17 protein-coding genes and 2 pseudogenes are annotated in these 17,476 nt (G+C 65.4%); 13 read left to right on the top strand and 6 right to left on the bottom strand.

The window, feature by feature from the left end; genetic code table 11:
* Positions 1 to 149 precede the first annotated feature (149 nt).
* From KB879_RS09590 to KB879_RS09580, 3 genes are all read left to right on the top strand, one after another.
* Positions 150 to 1,310, top strand: a complete 1,161-nt coding sequence (locus KB879_RS09590) for an NAD-dependent formate dehydrogenase (RefSeq protein WP_153955704.1) — start codon at positions 150 to 152, stop codon at positions 1,308 to 1,310.
* Positions 1,311 to 1,471: 161 nt separating this feature from the next.
* Positions 1,472 to 2,521: a Dyp-type peroxidase gene (locus KB879_RS09585; protein ID WP_013952598.1), complete on the top strand. Its 1,050-nt coding sequence runs from the start codon at positions 1,472 to 1,474 to the stop codon at positions 2,519 to 2,521.
* Complete coding sequence (locus tag KB879_RS09580) at positions 2,514 to 3,332, top strand: family 1 encapsulin nanocompartment shell protein (RefSeq protein ID WP_153955681.1); 819 nt, start codon at positions 2,514 to 2,516, stop codon at positions 3,330 to 3,332. Before KB879_RS09585 ends, KB879_RS09580 begins: the two co-directional genes overlap by 8 nt.
* A gap of 62 nt (positions 3,333 to 3,394) precedes the next feature.
* Here KB879_RS09580 and KB879_RS09575 read toward each other — a convergent pair whose 3' ends face one another.
* Both KB879_RS09575 and KB879_RS09570 read right to left on the bottom strand, forming a co-directional pair.
* A complete protein-coding gene (locus tag KB879_RS09575) occupies positions 3,395 to 4,312 on the bottom strand; it encodes a bestrophin family protein (protein ID WP_211981106.1) in 918 nt (305 codons plus the stop codon).
* 159 nt (positions 4,313 to 4,471) lie between these two features.
* A pseudogene (locus KB879_RS09570) lies at positions 4,472 to 5,715 on the bottom strand (molybdopterin dinucleotide binding domain-containing protein).
* Between the two features lie 360 nt (positions 5,716 to 6,075).
* On the opposite strand from KB879_RS09570, the pseudogene fdhD reads away from it, so the two are divergent.
* A pseudogene (gene fdhD / locus KB879_RS09565) lies at positions 6,076 to 6,849 on the top strand (formate dehydrogenase accessory sulfurtransferase FdhD).
* 8 nt (positions 6,850 to 6,857) lie between these two features.
* Here the strand turns inward: fdhD and KB879_RS09560 are convergent.
* Positions 6,858 to 8,396 (bottom strand): FAD-dependent oxidoreductase, encoded by a 1,539-nt coding sequence (locus KB879_RS09560; RefSeq protein WP_211981104.1) that lies wholly within the window; start codon positions 8,394 to 8,396, stop codon positions 6,858 to 6,860.
* 56 nt (positions 8,397 to 8,452) lie between these two features.
* Here KB879_RS09560 and KB879_RS09555 point away from each other — a divergent pair, with 56 nt between their 5' ends.
* The 5 genes from KB879_RS09555 (at position 8,453) to KB879_RS09535 (ending at position 12,686) form a co-directional block, all read left to right on the top strand.
* Positions 8,453 to 9,205, top strand: a complete 753-nt coding sequence (locus tag KB879_RS09555) for a DUF1345 domain-containing protein (RefSeq protein WP_249221266.1) — start codon at positions 8,453 to 8,455, stop codon at positions 9,203 to 9,205.
* A gap of 107 nt (positions 9,206 to 9,312) precedes the next feature.
* Positions 9,313 to 9,597, top strand: a complete 285-nt coding sequence (locus tag KB879_RS09550) for a hypothetical protein (RefSeq protein ID WP_011616901.1) — start codon at positions 9,313 to 9,315, stop codon at positions 9,595 to 9,597.
* Between the two features lie 113 nt (positions 9,598 to 9,710).
* Positions 9,711 to 10,814 carry a malate/lactate/ureidoglycolate dehydrogenase gene (locus tag KB879_RS09545; protein ID WP_211981102.1) on the top strand — a complete coding sequence of 368 codons (1,104 nt, stop codon included), beginning with the start codon at positions 9,711 to 9,713 and terminating at the stop codon, positions 10,812 to 10,814.
* Positions 10,815 to 10,889: 75 nt separating this feature from the next.
* Entirely contained in the window at positions 10,890 to 11,798 is a 909-nt protein-coding gene (locus tag KB879_RS09540; RefSeq protein WP_211981101.1) for a 2-hydroxy-3-oxopropionate reductase, read from the top strand.
* Between the two features lie 21 nt (positions 11,799 to 11,819).
* On the top strand, positions 11,820 to 12,686 hold the full coding sequence (locus KB879_RS09535) for a DMT family transporter (protein ID WP_013952589.1): 867 nt from the start codon (positions 11,820 to 11,822) through the stop codon (positions 12,684 to 12,686).
* On the opposite strand, the gene KB879_RS09530 is transcribed toward KB879_RS09535, so the two are convergent.
* Entirely contained in the window at positions 12,683 to 13,240 is a 558-nt protein-coding gene (locus tag KB879_RS09530; RefSeq protein ID WP_013952588.1) for a flavin reductase family protein, read from the bottom strand. The two genes, KB879_RS09535 and KB879_RS09530, sit on opposite strands and share 4 nt — an antisense overlap.
* On the bottom strand, positions 13,237 to 14,415 hold the full coding sequence (locus KB879_RS09525; protein ID WP_211981100.1) for an acyl-CoA dehydrogenase family protein: 1,179 nt from the start codon (positions 14,413 to 14,415) through the stop codon (positions 13,237 to 13,239). The genes KB879_RS09530 and KB879_RS09525 overlap by 4 nt, the downstream gene beginning before the upstream one ends.
* A 146-nt stretch (positions 14,416 to 14,561) precedes the next feature.
* On the opposite strand from KB879_RS09525, the gene KB879_RS09520 reads away from it, so the two are divergent.
* Positions 14,562 to 15,566 (top strand): AraC family transcriptional regulator, encoded by a 1,005-nt coding sequence (locus KB879_RS09520; RefSeq protein ID WP_013952586.1) that lies wholly within the window; start codon positions 14,562 to 14,564, stop codon positions 15,564 to 15,566.
* Positions 15,567 to 15,642: 76 nt separating this feature from the next.
* Here KB879_RS09520 and KB879_RS09515 read toward each other — a convergent pair whose 3' ends face one another.
* Positions 15,643 to 15,786, bottom strand: coding sequence for an entericidin A/B family lipoprotein (locus tag KB879_RS09515; RefSeq protein WP_013952585.1), 144 nt, complete (start codon positions 15,784 to 15,786; stop codon positions 15,643 to 15,645).
* A gap of 334 nt (positions 15,787 to 16,120) precedes the next feature.
* Here KB879_RS09515 and KB879_RS09510 point away from each other — a divergent pair, with 334 nt between their 5' ends.
* The 3 genes from KB879_RS09510 (at position 16,121) to KB879_RS09500 (ending at position 17,273) form a co-directional block, all read left to right on the top strand.
* Positions 16,121 to 16,393: a DUF2188 domain-containing protein gene (locus KB879_RS09510; RefSeq protein ID WP_013952584.1), complete on the top strand. Its 273-nt coding sequence runs from the start codon at positions 16,121 to 16,123 to the stop codon at positions 16,391 to 16,393.
* Between the two features lie 194 nt (positions 16,394 to 16,587).
* The gene (locus KB879_RS09505; protein WP_041228586.1) at positions 16,588 to 16,785 is read left to right on the top strand and encodes a hypothetical protein; all 198 of its coding nucleotides are present in this window, start codon (positions 16,588 to 16,590) and stop codon (positions 16,783 to 16,785) included.
* A gap of 149 nt (positions 16,786 to 16,934) precedes the next feature.
* Positions 16,935 to 17,273: a hypothetical protein gene (locus KB879_RS09500; RefSeq protein WP_228772612.1), complete on the top strand. Its 339-nt coding sequence runs from the start codon at positions 16,935 to 16,937 to the stop codon at positions 17,271 to 17,273.
* Positions 17,274 to 17,476 lie beyond the last annotated feature (203 nt).

Raw genomic sequence — 17,476 nt, 5'->3', positions numbered from 1 at the left:
TTTGTCCATCGCACAGGCCCCGCAGCGCTTGCAGTCCGCCGGAAGCTCCCGACTACCCAGCGATGCTGTCGCAGGCATGGGCCTTGCTCAGCAGTCTGGATCGGCTGGCCGACCATTTCGCTGCAAAGCAGGAAAGGAATCGAACTCTCATGGCGAAAGTCCTATGTGTCCTTTATCCGGATCCGGTCTCCGGATATCCGCCGCACTATGTCCGCGATGACATTCCGGTGATCACGACCTATGACAACGGCCAGACTGCCCCGACCTCGAAGGCAGCGCTCGGATTCAAGCCCGGCGAACTTGTGGGGTCGGTCTCCGGCGAGCTGGGTCTTCGCGGCTATCTGGAGGGGCTGGGCCACGAACTCATCGTGACCAGCGACAAGGATGGGGCTGACTCTGCGTTTGAGAAGCATCTTCCCGATGCTGAAGTGGTCATTTCGCAGCCATTCTGGCCGGCTTACCTGACCAGGGAGCGAATCGCCAGGGCAAGGAAGCTGAAGCTTGCGCTGACTGCGGGCGTCGGCTCCGATCATGTCGATCTTGAGGCGGCCGCCCGTGCCCACATCACCGTCGCCGAAGTGACGGGATCAAACAGCATCAGCGTGGCGGAGCACGTCATACTGACGATGCTGGCGCTGGTCCGCAACTACCTGCCATCCCATGAGATCGCCTTGCGTGGCGGGTGGAATATTGCCCACTGCGTGTCACGCAGCTATGACATGGAAGGCATGCAATTCGGCACGATCGGCGCCGGCCGGATCGGTCTCGCGGTGCTGCGCAGGCTCAAGCCTTTTGGCCTGCAGTTGCATTACACCCAGCGGCACCGACTCAGCCCGGAGATCGAGCAGGAACTGGGCCTGACTTTCCACCCCGATGCGGAATCGCTCGTGAGCGCCATGGACTTTGTCAGCCTTCAGATGCCCCTTTATCCCTCAACCATGCATTTTTTTGATGACAGGATGCTCGCCAGGATGAAGCGCGGCGCCTACCTCATCAATACGGCGCGCGCAGAACTGGTTGACCGCGACGCGGTTGTGCGTGCGGTCAAGTCCGGCCACATTGCCGCCTATGGCGGTGACGTGTGGTTCCCCGAACCAGCGCCCCCGGATCATCCCTGGCGAACCATGCCTTTCAACCGCATGACCCCCCATATCTCCGGGACCTCGCTCTCCGCGCAGGCCCGCTATGCCGCTGGCACGCTGGAAATCCTGGAAAGCTATTTCGATGGCACCCCCATTCGCGAGGAATATCTCATCGTTGACGGTGGCGGACTTGCGGGCACAGGGGCCAGATCCTACAAATTGACGTGAGCGCCAGCGCCGGCGTTGCGCAATTTGCAACGGCGATTGATACTGCCTGGTCAGGAGGAAATGAAAGGCCAGAGGCACCACACAATTCGTGTAGGCTTATGCGTTGAATTCTCTTCCGTCAGCCCGAAAACCGTATCGGTTTCACCAACAAGAAGCGCCCGATGCCTACAAATTCCCCCGAACCGCAAGCAGTTTCCGGCACAGTCACCCGCAGCGCCATATTCATCGTTGCGACGCTCACCGACGGCGATGACCACGCCGACACCGTGCGCGCATGGTGTGCCGACGTTGCCGCCATCGTGCGCGCGGTCGGCCATCGCGTGCCGTCAGGCAACCTGTCCTGTGTCTGCGGCTTCGGCTCCGACGCTTGGGACAGGCTGTTCGGCAAGCCCCGTCCCGCGGCGCTGCATCCGTTCCGGGAGTTCGGCACCGGCGATCGCGTCGCCATCGCCACGCCGGGTGACCTGCTGTTGCACATCCGTGCCGATTCGATGGACCTGTGCTTCGAGCTTGCCACGCAACTGCTCGGCAAGCTTGGCGATGCGATCCAGGTCGTCGACGAGGTGCACGGCTTTCGCAACTTCGACATGCGGGCGATGATCGGCTTTGTCGATGGCACGGAGAATCCGGCCGGACGCGAGGCGGTCGATTTCACGGTGATCGGCGACGAGGATGCCGAGTTTGCCGGCGGCAGCTACGTCATCGTGCAGAAATATCTGCACAATATGACGGGGTGGAATGCCCTTCCCGTGGAGACACAAGAACTGATCATCGGACGCAAGAAGCTGTCCGACATCGAACTGGACGAAGAGATCAAACCCTCGTCATCGCACAGTTCGCTGACAACGCTGGTCGAGAACGGGCAAGAGGTGAAGATCTTGCGTGACAACATGCCATTCGGGCGCCCGGGAGCGGGCGAGTTCGGCACCTACTTCATCGGCTACGCCCGTTCGCCCGCGCCGATCGAGAAGATGCTCGAGAACATGTTCGTCGGATTGCCGCCCGGCAATTACGACCGGCTGCTCGACTTCAGCAAGGCAGTCACCGGCAGCCTGTTCTTTGTGCCGTCGGCCGACCTGCTTGAAGGGCTTGCGGACCGCGAAGCCCCTGCTGTCAGTGATAGCCAACCGGCGCCCTCACCGTCGGCCGCACCGCACCGGGAAGGCTCATTGAATATCGGATCGCTCAAAGGGAACCGTGAATATGAATAACCTGCACCGCGAACTCGCCCCAATCACCAGCGCCGCATGGTCTCAAATTGAAGAGGAAGTGGCGCGCACCTTCAAGCGTTCCGTCGCCGGACGGCGCGTGACAGACGTGATCGGCCCCGGCGGCCCCGAACTGGCCGGCGTGGGTACCGGGCACCTGCTGGACCTCGAGGCGCCGCTGCAGGGCGTCGGCGCGAAGCTGCGCGAGGTCAGGGCCCTGGTCCAGCTAACCGTGCCGTTTGAACTCCAGCGCGAAGCGATCGACAGCGTCGAGCGCGGCGCGCGCGACTCCGACTGGCAGCCAGCCAAGGAAGCGGCCAAACAGCTTGCCTTTGCGGAGGATCGTGCCATCTTCGACGGCTATCGGCAGGCGGGCGTCGTTGGCATCCGCCAAGGCTCGTCGAATCCGAAGTTCACGCTGCCGGCCGACGTCAACCAATATCCGCAGGTGATCAGCGATGCGCTCGAGGCGTTGAAGCTGGCGGGCGTCGACGGCCCCTACTCCGTGCTCCTTGGCGCCGACGCATACACCGCACTCGCGGGCGGTCGCGACCAGGGCTACCCGGTCATTGACCACATCAAGCGGATCGTCAGCGGCGAGATCATCTGGGCGCCGGCGATCAGCGGCGGCAGTGTACTGTCGACCCGCGGCGGTGACTACGCCTTGCACCTTGGCGAGGATCTCTCGATCGGCTATAGCAGCCATACGGAGCAGGTGGTACGGCTGTACCTGCGTGAAACGCTGACGTTCCTGATGCTGACGAGCGAGGCATCGGTTCCGCTTGAACTGACAGGGCAAGCACCCGGAAAATAATGCTTGTCGATTGAGCCGGCGCGGTCCGTTTCGGCGCGCCGGACTGACTGCAGCGCCGCCCCCTACGTCAGTTGATACTGACGGTCCGGTAATTTCTCCTCGGGAATCTCCCGATTGGACAGCTCCAGCAGCGAGCGCTCGATATTGCGTGCGATGGCATCGGGTGCCAGAGCGTTGGGCGCCTCGCTGAACGGCTCGGACACTTCGTCGGCGATTGCTTCCAGCGCGATCAGCGTGTAAGCAACAAAGACGCAGATGATTGGCGTGAACAGCTCGGTCGAATCCACCAGGCCAAATGGCAGCATGATGCAACAGGTGTACACGGTGCGATGCAGCAGGACCCCGTAGGAAAACGGGATCGGGGTGGATGCAATGCGCTCGCACCCGCCGACCGTCGTCGCCAGTTCGTTGATCTGGGCATCAAGCATCCAGAGCTTGTTCTCCGAGATCACGGCACGAAATTGCAGGCGCGAGAGTCTATGGCGTACCTCATTGAGGATTGCCGTCGGCCGATAGTGCTTGGAACGCAAGGCCTCCATCGCGTCGCGCCCGACAAGCCGAGCCAGATCCTGGGTCGGGTCCGTCTTGCGAAGCTCATGCTTTAGCGAATAGGCAAACGCAATCAGATGATTGACCAGCTGGATCCGATCCTCACTGCGGTCCTCGGGGAGATAACACAGTATCTGCGAGGTGAGCGAGCGTGAGGCGATGAGCACGTACCCCCAAAGGTAGCGTGCTTCTTTGAAGCGTTCGTAGCTGGCATTGTTCCGGAACGCAAGAAAGATGGTCAGCGCCACGCCAAAGAGCGTGAAAGGGGCGGTATTGAGCGGGATCTTTTCGCCCAGTATCCGCCCTTGGGTCAGGACAGCGATGCCGCTGACAAGAGCCAGGAAGAGCAGCTGCGGAATGATGGTCTGCAAGACTGACCCGCTCCATACGAACAGCATGCTGAACCAGTTTCTCTTTGGCCGTACGATCATGATTTTTCTTGTGGGGAAGCTTTATCTCAGAACAGACTGCATACGAGTTCAGTGACTTGCTGGGTCAGGTCATGCATGTATCGTGTCGCCGGACAACGCCCTCCTCCCACGCCAAATCTCGTGCCGCGCTTCGCCAGGTCGCCAGAAGCTCGCCCCGGGTTACGTCACCTCCACACGCAACACCCGTGCGGGAATGAACTTGTACGATGGCGTTCCGCTTTCCTTGTCAATGTAGTCCAGTGGCACCAGCACATTCGCCTCCGGGTAATACGCCGCCACGGAACCCCGTGCGATGTTTGCATAAGCGATCGCAGTGATCTTCTTCAAGCGCAGTTGCCTGCCGGTTACGATGGTCTCGATGTCGACCCGGTCACCATGCTCCAGTCCGCGTGCCGCCATGTCGTCTTCATGCATGAACAGCACATCGCGCCGCCCGAATACGCCTCGATAGCGATCATCCAGCGCATAGATCGTGGTGTTGTGCTGGTCGTGGCTGCGGATCGTCATCAGGCGCAGGACATTTTCTCCGCCGAGGACGTCGGCGTCCTCTTTCACCCCGCCATACACGGAGAACATCGCTTTCCCAGTCGGCGTCGGCCACTTGCGCTCGGTCGGCGGAAGCGGCAGGCGGAAGCCACCCGGCGTCCGGATGCGTGCGTTGAAGTTCTCGAAGCCGGGCACGGTCTCGAGCTTCCCCATCGCGGGAAAGGACTGTCCGGAATCGGGCAGCGCTACCGCGAAGTTGGGGATCCGCGAACCGTTCGAGCGCGCGCTCGCGCAGCGGATTGAACACGACGACGGGGACGTTGCGCCGTGCGGCTTCATGAAGCGTTCCCATCATTCTGGGGTGATTCGTCCCGGGATTGTGGCCGATGGAGATGATGAGCTCGCAACTGTCGAAGTCTTCCAGCGACACCGCGCCTTTGCCGATTCCGATCGATTGTGGCAAGGCGACGCTGGTGGGCTCGTGACACATGTTCGAGCAATCGGGGAAATTGTTCGTGCCATATTCCCGTGCGAACAGCTGGAACAGAAAAGCTGCCTCGTTCGATGCCCTGCCCGACGTATAGAACTCGACCTGGTCGGGCGACAGCCCACGCAGGATTTCACCGATTCGGGCGAATGCCGCGCCCCAATCGACCGCCCGGAATGTGTCAGTGGCACGATCGTAGACCCGCGGATGGGTAAGCCGCCCCATATCCTCCAGCTCAAAATCCCTTGTCCGGCCACGCGCAGCCCGGACAATCGAAGCCATCGGGCTGATTGGTCCGGAGCAGCGTGATCCGCGCCTTGACGCTATCCATTTGCAGCCGTATGGCTTGAGTCGTTGCGCGAAGCGCACCCCAACCACCAGCGGGTCCGTCATACGGCCTGATGCCAGGCACTTCCCGTCGAGTAGCCATGTCTGCTCCATGAACGTGAACCGGTCCCCTGGGGGCGAAAGCCGCCCGTGCCGCAAGGCGAGCTTTTCATAAAAATTGACTCGGCCTACCGCTCGGCAAGTAGCGGTTACAAATAGCGCTGCCCTCCCCAATGCATGTTTGACAGCTCACAAATGCTCGCAGCAAATGGTCTATTCGATTCATGACGGCGCAGGCTGCTGAACCCGGCTATTCTGGTTAGTCGTAGGCTGCGCTGCAGCGATCGCGACAATGGACTTGGCCTCGAAGTTGATAGCGCCATCCATGACCACGACTGCACGGAAAACACATTGCGGAGAGGCGATGAGGCGGGATTCGCCAGTGGAAGGCAGTAGCGCCGGCATGGAAGAGGTACGTCATGGCACCATGAGGTCCGAGGACGACCGCCTTGCCGAAGAAACGCCAGTCGCGCTCGAATACAACGGCATCTCGCATGCGGTCATGCTGGCCACGCCCGCCGATTTCGATGACTTCGCGATCGGCTTCAGCCTTAGCGAAGGCATTGTCGACAACGCCTGCGAGTTCTACGGTATCGACGTGGAAGCCGGCGGGAACGGCGTGACAGTCAAGATAGAGATCGCCTCCGCCGCCTTCGCCAGGCTGAAGACCCGGCGTCGCGCGCTGGCGGGGCGTACCGGCTGCGGCCTGTGCGGCACCGAGTCGCTTGAAGACGTCATGCGCCTGCCGTAGCCGGTGCAGAGCACGGCCATCTTCGACCCGTCTGTCTTCGACGCGGCGTTCGCCGCCTTGCACAACCGCCAGACGCTGCTGCGCGATACCGGAGCGACCCACGCAGCGGGATGGCTGCGCGCGGATGGCACGCTGGTCCTGGTGCGCGAGGACGTGGGGCGCCACAATGCGCTCGACAAGCTGGCGGGCGCACTGGCAAGCGGCACTGAGGATACCAAGAGCGGCGCGGTGATTGTCACCAGCCGGGCCAGCTACGAGATGGTGTTCAAGACGGCATCGATCGGCGCCGGGATTCTTGCTGCGGTGTCCGGCCCAACGGCACTGGCCGTGCGGATGGCGGAATCCACGGTGGTGACGCTGGCCGGTTTTGTGCGCAGTGGCAGCCTGGTCGTCTACTCACATCCCGAACGCCTGCGTATTGCCTAGGTTGCCGATCACGCCCCGGATCCTGTCGCCTCCTGCTCGAATGCGGCCTCCGCCCGAAGGCTCGCCAGGTCGCGCCCGACCGTGGCGACCGCAAGCCGCTTGTCCTTGCTCCAATAGGTCACCGTACAGTCATGCGCGGCGGGATCGCCGTCGACATCCAGGCGATCCCATTGCTCCGCATGGCCTACGTAGTTGATGGCCACATCATAGTGCTGGGTCCAGAAGAATGGCACGGCCGCAAAGCGTTTGCGCTGTCCCAGGATATTCCGCGCTGCCACCACGCCCTGGCGCTCGGCGACCACCCAGTGTTCGACGCGGATACGCTGGCCCGTTCCCGGGTCAGGCCAGCGCGCAATATCGCCCGCGGCATAGATGCCAGGTTCGCTCGTCTGGAGAAATTCATCGACCGCCACGCCCTTGTCCAGCGCGAGGCCGGCGTCCTGCGCCAAGGCCACGTCGGGGCGAACGCCAATCCCGGTCACGACCAGATCGGCGGCCAGCTCCGTGCCGGTCGACAATTTCACCCGATCCGGCTGAATCTCCGCCACCGTGGCCCCGAGATGGAACGTTACCCCGTGCGATTCATGAAGCGCCTTGATCATGCCGCCGAGCGCCGCACCCAGGACCCGCTCCATCGGATGCGCTTCGGGCGCGACAACATGCACTTCCAGGCCTCGCGTTCGCAGCGCTGCCGCGACTTCCATCCCGATAAAGCTTGCGCCCACCACGACGCATCGGCATGCCGTGCCGAGACGCGCGATCAATGCGTCGCAGTCGGCCAGCGTACGGAGCACGCCCACGTGCGGCAAGGATGCGCCAGGAACGTCGAGCCGTATCGGCACGGCACCGACGGCAAGCAGAAGCGCGCCGTAGCTCACGTTGCTGCCATCCGAGAGCGTGACGGATTTTTGCGCGGGGCTGAGCTTGACGACACGGTTGTCGGCGCGCACATCGATGTCGTGATCCGCGTAGAACGTCGGTGGCCGCATTGGCAGCCAGTCCGCGTTTGCCGTCCCGGCGAGGTAGTCTTTCGATAGATTCGGCCGGTCGTACGGCAATGAACGATCGGCGCTCAACAGCGTGACGGGGCCGCTATAGCCTTCCCGGCGCAGGGTTTCGACCGCGGCAGTCCCGGCTGCGCCGCCGCCGATGATTACCACGGATTCAGGGAGTTGGGCGGCGGCAAGTCGCGGTGGCTGCACCGCCGGCAGCGCTTCGCGGACGAAGGCCTTTCCGTCTTGCTGTTCCACGCGCCAGCATTTCAAATCGTCCTGGGCGGGCGGCCCCAGGACCGCGCCGGTACGAAGACTGAAGCAGGCGTGATGCCATGGACATCGGATCGTGTCGCCGACCAGCAGGCCGTCCGCCAGAGGCGCCCCATAGTGGGTACAGGTCGCACCGATGGCAAACAGTTCATCAGCCCGTCGCACAAGCAAGACCGGTTCGCCGCCAATCTGGCCTGTCACCATGCCGCCATCAGCAAGGTCAGCCAGCGGCACGCCCTGGGCGAGATCGCATTCATCCTTGGAGGAAGAGCTTTTGGTCATGGCGTCTCTCCTTGCCGGTCATGGCACAGGGCCATTATCGACCTCGATACCGTCAAATGAAAGGCGCATGCAGCGTTACAAACTGCGCCACGGCACGGATATTATTCACGGGTGACCAGCCTCCTTTCCTGACGAAGGGTCATCCGGATAACTGCCCCATGAACAGACCCTCCCGCTTCGCTATCGGCAAGCGCATTGCACCCGCACGCTTTCTGCTGTGCGGCGCCATATTGATTGTTGCGACCTTCGCCGCGGGTGCGCTCGGCGCAGAGCCACGTATTGCGCTGCTGATCGGCTTCGATCTCGCGGCCCTTGTCTTCCTTGGCGCCGCGCTGCCGCTGTTGCGCGCCGATGCTGCGGCCATGCGGCGTACAGCGGAGTACAACGATGCCAACCGCACCGCGCTGCTCGCGATCACCGTGCTGCTCTCGATGGTGATCCTGGTCGCGATCGGCACGCTGATCGCGCGCCCCGAGACACCGCACTGGGCCGACATCGCGCTGATCGTCGCCACGCTCATCCTGTCCTGGCTTTTTGCCAACACCGTTTTCACGCTGCACTATGCGCATCTCTACTATCTCCAGACCGCCACCGGCGACCAGGGCGGGCTGCAGGTGCCGGGCGTTAAGGACCCCAGCTATTGGGACTTCCTCTATTTCAGCTTCACGCTGGGCATGACTTTCCAGACGTCTGACGTGACTATCGCCGGCGCCCACATGCGCAGGGTGGTCCTGGGCCACTGCGTGGCCGCGTTTCTGTTCAACATGGGGATTTTGGCGTTCACCGTGAACGCCCTGGGTGGCTTGTAGGCGACTTGACCACGCGGCCAAAGTGTTCGTGGACAAATTCCTTGCATCCCGCCGGATACTGTATATATTTACAGTACCTGTATGGATGAACAGTAGGAGTCCCGTCCATGGAACACCTGATCCGTGTGCAAAACGATTATGACCGCCAGGTGCTGGCCTGGCTGCGCGGGCGCATCGGCGATGCCGCGCTGCAGACCGCGGCACTGCGCCTGGGCGGCCAGCGCAAGCCTTACCTGTCAACGATCTGCCGCAGCCTGGGCATCCGCCCACCCAGCCGGCGCCAGTTCGCGGCCGAGGCAGCGCGCATGCACCGCGCGGTGGGCGATACCTACCTGGCCCGTATCCGCGAAATCCTTGGCCAGTCACCTGCCGAAGCTGCGCTGCGCCAGTAAGCAGTAGCCGATCACCGGCCACGCCGGCGCCGCCGAGCTCTCGCTGGCCGTATCATGAAGCCCCGTTGCCGTCACACGGCACGGGGCTTTTTTCATCCCTAGCCAAGGCCGATATGAGCGAACATCGCATCCCTACCGCCGCCCTGCACCAGTGGGTGGCCGATCTCTGGCTTGCCGCGGGCAGCAGCGCACAAGAGGCGCGCCTGACGGCCGACCACCTGGTCGGCGCCAACCTGAGCGGGCATGACTCGCACGGCGTCGGCATGATCCCGCGCTATGTGCTGGCCTGGCAGGCCGACGAGCTGCAGCTGAACCAGCAGGTCAGCGTGCTGCACGATGCCGGCAGCATGCTGAGCCTGGACGGCAACCGCGGCATGGGCCAGGCAGTGACGGCGCAGGCCATGGACATGGCTATCGGCCGCGCGCGCGAGCATGGCGTCTGCGTGATGGGCCTGCGCCAGTCGCACCACCTGGGGCGCGTGGGCCACTGGGCCGAGCAGGCCACTGCCGCCGGCATGATCTCGATCCACTTCGTCAACGTGCTGTCCAAGCCCATCGTGGCGCCGCACGGCGGCTACGATGCGCGCTACGGCACCAACCCGTTCACCATCGGCGTGCCTGTGGCGGGCGAGCCGCCGCTGGTGCTGGACTTCGCCACCAGCGCGATCGCGCTGGGCAAGGTGCGCGTGGCCCACAACAAGGGCGTGCCGGTGGCGCCCGGCTGCCTGCTGGACGCGCACGGCGAGCCCACCGCCGATCCTGCCGTGATGTACCCCGCCGACGGCGCGCCGCAAGGCGCGCTGCGGCCCTTTGGCGAGCACAAGGGCCATGTGCTGGCCGTGATGTGCGAGCTGCTGGGCGCCGCGGTCACCGGCGGCCACACCATCCGCCCCGAAACGCTGCGGCATGAGCATGCGGTCTGGAACAACATGCTGGCGATCGTGTTCGATCCCGCGCGCCTGGGCACCAGCACGTCGTTCGGGCATGAGGTAGCGGCGTTCGCCGAGTGGATGAAGGCATCGCGACTGCAGCCCGGGCAGGATGGCATCCGCCTGCCGGGCGAGCCCGAACGGGCCTGGCGCGCCGCCCGCGCCACCCATGTCCCGGTTGACGCCGGCACGCTGGCCCAGCTGGACGATGCCGCCGCGCGGGTGGCGGCCGCGCGCGCCAGCGCGCAGCCTGCGCCGGGGCCGCTGTCTGCGCTGGCTTGCGACTGACTATCATCAGAGATGAACCCGGCGTCGTGCGCGACGCACGGCCGGCCTGGCGCCTGACCACTACCGGACACTGACATGAGCAAGATCGGCTTTATCGGACTTGGCGTGATGGGCAAGCCCATGGTGCAGCACCTTGTCGAGGGCGGGCATACCGTGTCCGCCCATACCCGCAGCGGCGTGCCGCAGGACCTGCAGGATGCCGGCGTGAAAGCCTGCGCCAGCGCCGAGGAGGTGGCAAAGCAGTCGGAGACCATCATCCTGATGCTGCCTGACACGCCCGACGTGGAGCGGGTGCTGTTTGGCGAGAAGGGGGTCGCTGACGGCCTTGCCGACACGGCAGGCGGCGTCACCGTGATCGACATGAGCTCGATCTCGCCGATCGCCACGCGCGAGTTCGCGCGCTGCATCGAGGCGCTCGGTGCCGACTATGTTGATGCGCCGGTCTCCGGCGGCGAGGTCGGGGCCAAGGCGGGCACGCTGTCGATCATGGCCGGCGGCAAGCAGGAAGTATTCGACCGCGTGCTGCCGATCCTGCAACTGATGGGCAAGAACATCACGCGCGTGGGCGAGGCCGGCGACGGCCAGGTGGCCAAGGTGGCCAACCAGGTAATCGTGGCGCTGACCATCGAGGCGGTCAGCGAAGCGCTGGTGCTGGCCGCCCGCGCCGGCGCCGATCCCGCGCGCGTGCGCGAGGCGCTGATGGGCGGCTTTGCCAGCTCGCGCATCCTGGAAGTGCATGGCGAACGCATGATCAAGCGCACCTTCGACCCGGGCTTTCGCATCGCGCTGCACCAGAAGGACCTGGACCTGGCGCTGTCCACCGCGCGCCAGCTCGGCGTGGGCCTGCCCAGCACGGCGTCGTGCCAGCAGCTGTTCAATGTCTGCAGCGGGCTGGGCGGCGCTGGCTGGGATCATTCCGGGCTGGTCAGGGCGATCGAGCACCTATCCTCGTTCGCCATCGGCGACGAGCCGCCCGCAGCCTGAACCACGCCGCCGCCCCGCCGCATGTCGCGCGCGAACACCGTGGTGCTGACCGCACTGGCGATGCTCGCCTTTGCCGGCAATTCACTGCTGTGCCGGCTCGCGCTGAAAGGCACCACCATCGACGCGGCCAGCTTTACGCTGGCCCGCGTCGCCGCGGCGGCGCTGGTGCTGTGGGTCATCGTCGCGGCGCGGCACCAGTTGGTGCGCACGGTCGTGGCGCAGCGGCTGCCGCCGGTGGAAGGCAACTGGATCTCCGCGCTTGCGCTGTTCTGCTATGCCGCGGCCTTTTCCTTCGCCTATGTGCGTCTCACCGCGGGGACCGGCGCACTGCTGCTGTTCGGGGCGGTGCAGGCCACCATGACCGGCTATGGCCTCTATGCCGGCGAGCCCATGCGCGCGCAGCAATGGTTCGGCCTGGCACTGGCGCTGGCCGGGCTGGTGTGGCTGTTGCTGCCAGGGCTGGCCGCGCCGCCGCTGCTGTCCTCGCTGCTGATGATCGCGGCCGGCATCGCGTGGGGCGTTTATTCGCTGCGCGGCAGGCGCGCCGCGGATCCGGCCTCTACCACCGCGGGCAATTTCCTGCGCGCGGTGCCGATGGCGCTGGCGCTGGGTGCGGTGATGCAGGCGCAGCGTTCACTGGACAGCGCGGGACTGGGCTATGCGCTGTTGTCCGGTGCCATCACATCCGGGCTGGGCTATGTCATCTGGTATGCCGTGGTGCCGCGGCTGAAGGCCGCCACCGCCGCCACCGTGCAACTGAGCGTGCCGGTCATTACGGCGGCGGGCGGCATCGCGCTGCTCGGTGAAGCCTTGAGCCTGCGGCTGGCATTGAGCGCGGCCGCGGTGCTGGGCGGCATTGCGCTGGTGATTGCAGGCAAGCGCGCCTAGCTGCCGGCAAACCCGCCCGCATGGAACACCAGCGGCGCACCTGGCGTCGAGCCATAGGCCACCACCTCCACGACAAAGATCACGTGGTCGCCGACCACGCGCACCGAGCGGTGCCGGCAGATGAAATGCGCCAGCGTGCCGTCGATCAGCACCGTGCCGCACGGCCCGGGGCGGCAATCGACGCCTGCAAAGCGGTCACCACTGCGCGCGGCAAAGCGCTGGCACAAGGCCAGCTGGCCACTGCCCAGCACATTGATCGCGTGGCACGGCGCCGCGCGCAGCACCGCCAGGCTGCCGGAACTGCGCGCCAGGCACCACAGCAGCAACGGCGGTGCGAGCGACACCGAGGTAAAGGCATTGATCGTGACGCCGACCGGCTGGCCGTCGGCGTCCGCGGCCGTAACGATGGTAACGCCGGTGGCAAACTGCCCCAGCGCATCGCGCAAGGCTCGCCGCGCCGCGCCATCGTGGCTGATGGCGCGGGCCGCGTCGTCCTGGCCGCTGTCGTTGCATGCTTGCGTGGCATACGGTAGCGGCGCCAGGGCGGGCATCATTGCGCGGCAGGCCGCACCTCGCCGGGCGGCGCGTCGATATCCAGCCCCAGTGCCATGCGCCCTGCGTACTCCTGCTGCGCACCGGCCTGCAGCGGATGGAAGCGCGCGCCCTGCGCATCGCGAAAGCGCCGCTCCAGTCCGGCGTCGCGATAGAAGCCCGCGCCGCCGGCCAGGTCCATCGCCGCCTCGACCGTCGCCAGCACCGCGCGCGCGGCCAGCGTGCGGGCGCACATGATGCGGTTGGTGGTGACCAAGCCCGGCGCCTGCCCCGATGCCGCCGCGAACATCGCATCCAGCGCCAGCTGCGCGGCATCGGCCTCATTGCACAGGCGCCCGGCGGCTTCCACTGCATGCGCGCTCAGGCGCCGCTGGCGCGCCAGCTGCAGCGCGATATCGCGCGCGGCCTCGGCCACGCCGACGTAGACCGCATAGATCAGCGGCAGCGCGATCATCGCCACCGTATGCATCATCGGATGCCACACGCCTTGCGGGCGGCGCGCGGCAATGGCGGTATCCGGCACCAGCACGCCTTCCAGCAGCACATCATGCGAGCCGGTGCCGCGCATGCCGAGCGTGTGCCAGTTCGACAGCACGCGTACGCCCGGCGACTTCATCGGCAGCGCGAAATGCAGCACCGTGGGCCCGGTCTCCGGATCGTCATGGACGGCGCAGGTCATGAACAGGTCCGCCGCCGGCGCGCCGCTGGCGAAGATCTTGCGCGCATCCACGCGAAAGCCGCCATCCACGCGCGTAGCCTTGCCGCTGCCTTGCAGCCAGTCCGATCCGCCGCTGCCCAGCAACACCAGCTGCTCGCCCGCCACGCGCTTGAGCAGCCCCTCCACCGGCGCTTGCTGATTGCGCCAGCGCCATGCGGCCGTGGCCACCGGGTGGGTGTGCATGGCAAAAGCCAGCGCGGTCGATCCGCAGGACTTGCCCAGCTCGCGCAGCACCGCGCCCAGCTCCTGGTGCGAGAGCCCGGCGCCGCCCAGTTCCTGCGGCACGGCCGCAGCAAAGAAGCGGTGCGCGCGCAGGTCGTCGTAGTTGGCGCTGACGAACTGCCCGCTGGCATCGATCTCTGGCGCGCGCGCGTCGAAGGTGCGGCCTAGGGTCGCGGCCAGGCCGAGCCAGTCGGCCTGTGCGCCTGCGCTGGCATCCGCTGCGGAAAGGGTTTCCATGGTGTTGTCTCCGGCTGGTCTGATACGTGCGCTGCGGCGTTGTATGGCGCCAGGCACGGTGCTAGTATCGGAGCCCGGTCCCCTTGCCCGTATGATCGGGCGTCCGGCTTTCTTGCGCGAAACACCGGATCTGGAGGAATGTGACCATGGATGCCTTGTCCGACCTCTTGCGCGCCGTGCAGCTAAGCGGCGCCGTGTTCCTGAACGGCGAGTTCAAGTCGCCGTGGTGCCTGATCAGTGAAGCGGATGCTGAATTGCGCGCCGCCTTCCTGCCCCGCGCCGACCGCGTCGTCTCCTACCACCTGATTACCGAAGGCGTCTGCTGGGCGCGCCTGGTCGACGGCACCGGCCCGGGCGTGCGCGTCGATACCGGCGAACTGCTGGTGGTGCCGCAGGGCGAGCCGCACGTACTGGGCAGCGACCTGCGCCTGCAGCCACTGCCATCCGCTCCGCTGGTGTACGACATGCTGCGCAACAGCCCGGGCGAGGTCATGCGCGTGTCCTACGGCGGCGGCGGCGAAACCACGCGCATGGTGTGCGGCTTCCTGGGGTTCGACGACACCATGGGCAATCCCTTGCTGACGTCGCTGCCGCGGCTGTTCAAGGTGGGGCTGGGCAGCGGGCTGGAATCGGCATGGCTGGCATCGGCGCTGGCCTTTGCCACCTCGGAAGCGGCGGAACCGCGTGCGGGCACCGCCACGGTGCTGGCCAAGCTGTCTGAGCTGCTGTTCGTGCAGGCAGTGCGGCGCTGCATCGACACTCTGCCTGACAATGAAAGCGGCTGGCTCGCCGCGCTGCGCGACCGCTATGTGGGGCGGGCGCTGTCGCGCATGCATGCACGGCCCGCCTATCCGTGGACGGTCGATGAACTGGCTGGCAACGTGGGGCTGTCGCGCTCGGCGCTGGCGCAGCGCTTTACCGACCTGCTGGGGCAGCCACCGATGCAGTACCTGGCGCACTGGCGGCTGCGCTCCGCGGCGGCCGAACTGCGCAGCGGCAACCGTTCCATCAGCGAGGTCGCGGGCGCGGTCGGCTACGACTCGGAGGCCGCGTTCAGCCGCGCGTTCAAGCGCGAGTTCGGCCTGCCGCCCGCCAGCTGGCGCCGCAACTACATCGACGCGGGGCAGGCTCCGGCGGCGGCCGCACATTGAATTCGCCGTGGCAAAGACAACGGCCCGCGTCACCAGGCGCGGGCCGTAGCAATGCCCGGGCGGCGGGCAGCGGGACTTACATCTTCTGCTTGGTATTTTCCGCCGCGCCCTGCACCTTCTCGCCGCCACGTTCGATGTCCTTGCCCGCACCGGAAATGGTGTTGCAACCCGTGACCAGCAGCACGCCAGCGAGGGCAAACAATGCGAATAGCTTTCTCATGACGATCTCCTTGCTTCGTGTGGATGCGGCATGCGCCGCCAGGATGGAGTGGATCGGAATGACTTGACCGGGCAGCCGCTTGCCCGACCGGCAATTGGATCGTAGCAACGCACCGCAGCGCGCAAAGTCGGCTTTCGTCCTACCGGGATGTCAGCCGACGGCGCGACCGGCCGTCACCGCGTACGCGCTTGTGCTTGTGCTTGTGCTTGTGCTTGTGCTTGTGCTTGTGCTTGTGCTTGTGCTTGTGCTTGTGCTTGTAGGACAGCGACGGATACCCCGCGGCAGCGCCATCGCTTAAAAATCAACAGCCAGTCCAAGCCTTCCGGAGAACACCATGACGTCACGCAGCATCCACGTGCTTCCCGCCGCAACCGACAACACAGAATACGCCGGCGACGGCGCATGGGCTCTCACCATTGAGGGCCTGGAGAACGGTGGCGACGACACCGCGCTGCATTTCCCGACCCAGGAAGCCGCGATTGCGGCCGGCTGGATGCGCGCGCGCGAGGATGGCCTGCCGTTGTGCATCCACGGCCGCGACGGCCTGGTGCGCGAGCGCAAGATCTATTGCCGGGACGCACGCGGCACCGCCCGCATCGGCTACTGAGCCCCCCGGCCAGCGCCAGCGGCCGGCCCCACCCCCTACCTCCCCGAGCCCGCGGCCAATGCGGGCACAACAGTCCATTGCAGGAAACACATTGAGTGAAATCAATGTGTTACGCCTCCGTTCGTGAAAGCTATGGGTCCGTCACCGATACTGGAATCAAGGCACTCCATTATCCAGAATCAACCGAGACCCCCATGCGCCTGTTCCTCAGGTACCGCCCGCTGGACATCTATCCCGACCCGATCGACGCCAGGGTTGCCGAACTGCACGAGCTTGCCGAAGACATCCATGCCAGGCACGCGCGCAAGTGGCGCCGGCATGGCACGATGCTGACCCTGCGCGACGGCGCGGATCGCAGATTTCCGGCCGGCGACCCGGAAACGCGGCATTAGATTAGGGAAGATTCCTCTCTGCGCTCGGAAATGTGAACAAGTGTCATATCCGGTTGGCAAGGATATGACCCCTGCGAAAGAATGGGTACCGTACGCGGCAGGCTCGATTGGCGAGCCCACCGCTGCAACCCTTTTCCTGACGCAGCGAAATGAATCGAACCACCCGGGAATGCGTGATGGCGTTGATTTCCAGCCTGCGTGCCAAGGGGCCCATGCCCCGGCACCAGCTTGCCGCCGCCAGCCGCCTGAACGCCGCGGAACTGACGCGTGCGCTGAAGTCCGCCCGCCAGATGGGCGTGGTCGCCTACGCCGGAGAGCCTGAATCCCCGGCCGAGGCAGATACCCCGCTAGTGCTGACCGGCCGGCCCTTGCCGCCGCCGCGGCGCGTGGCGCCGGCACCGCGCGAAAGCAAGCCGCATTTCGAGCCGCTGCTGGATGTCTGGGGCATTGCCCGCCCTACCACGCTGCGGCGCAGCCATCCGTCGTAGCGTCTTCGCCGCATAGCGGGGTCTTCCGACTCGCCCTCGTCGGCATGCCGTTCTTACAAAGGCAGGTAAAGCGCACACGCGCCTGAACCGGCCAAGGCTTGCCTTTACCCCCTGGGGCGCCGCCTGCACGCCTGGGGCAGCCCACGTGCCGCGCCGGTACGGAACTTGCGCGACGCTTCTGGCTAAACCTCCCCGAAGCGTGC

Source organism: Cupriavidus sp. KK10, assembly GCF_018223725.1.
In the GTDB taxonomy this organism is placed as follows: Bacteria; Pseudomonadota; Gammaproteobacteria; order Burkholderiales; family Burkholderiaceae; genus Cupriavidus; species Cupriavidus necator.
Note: the sequence above shows the minus strand (reverse complement) of the source record. Positions and strands in the feature narration are given on the sequence as shown.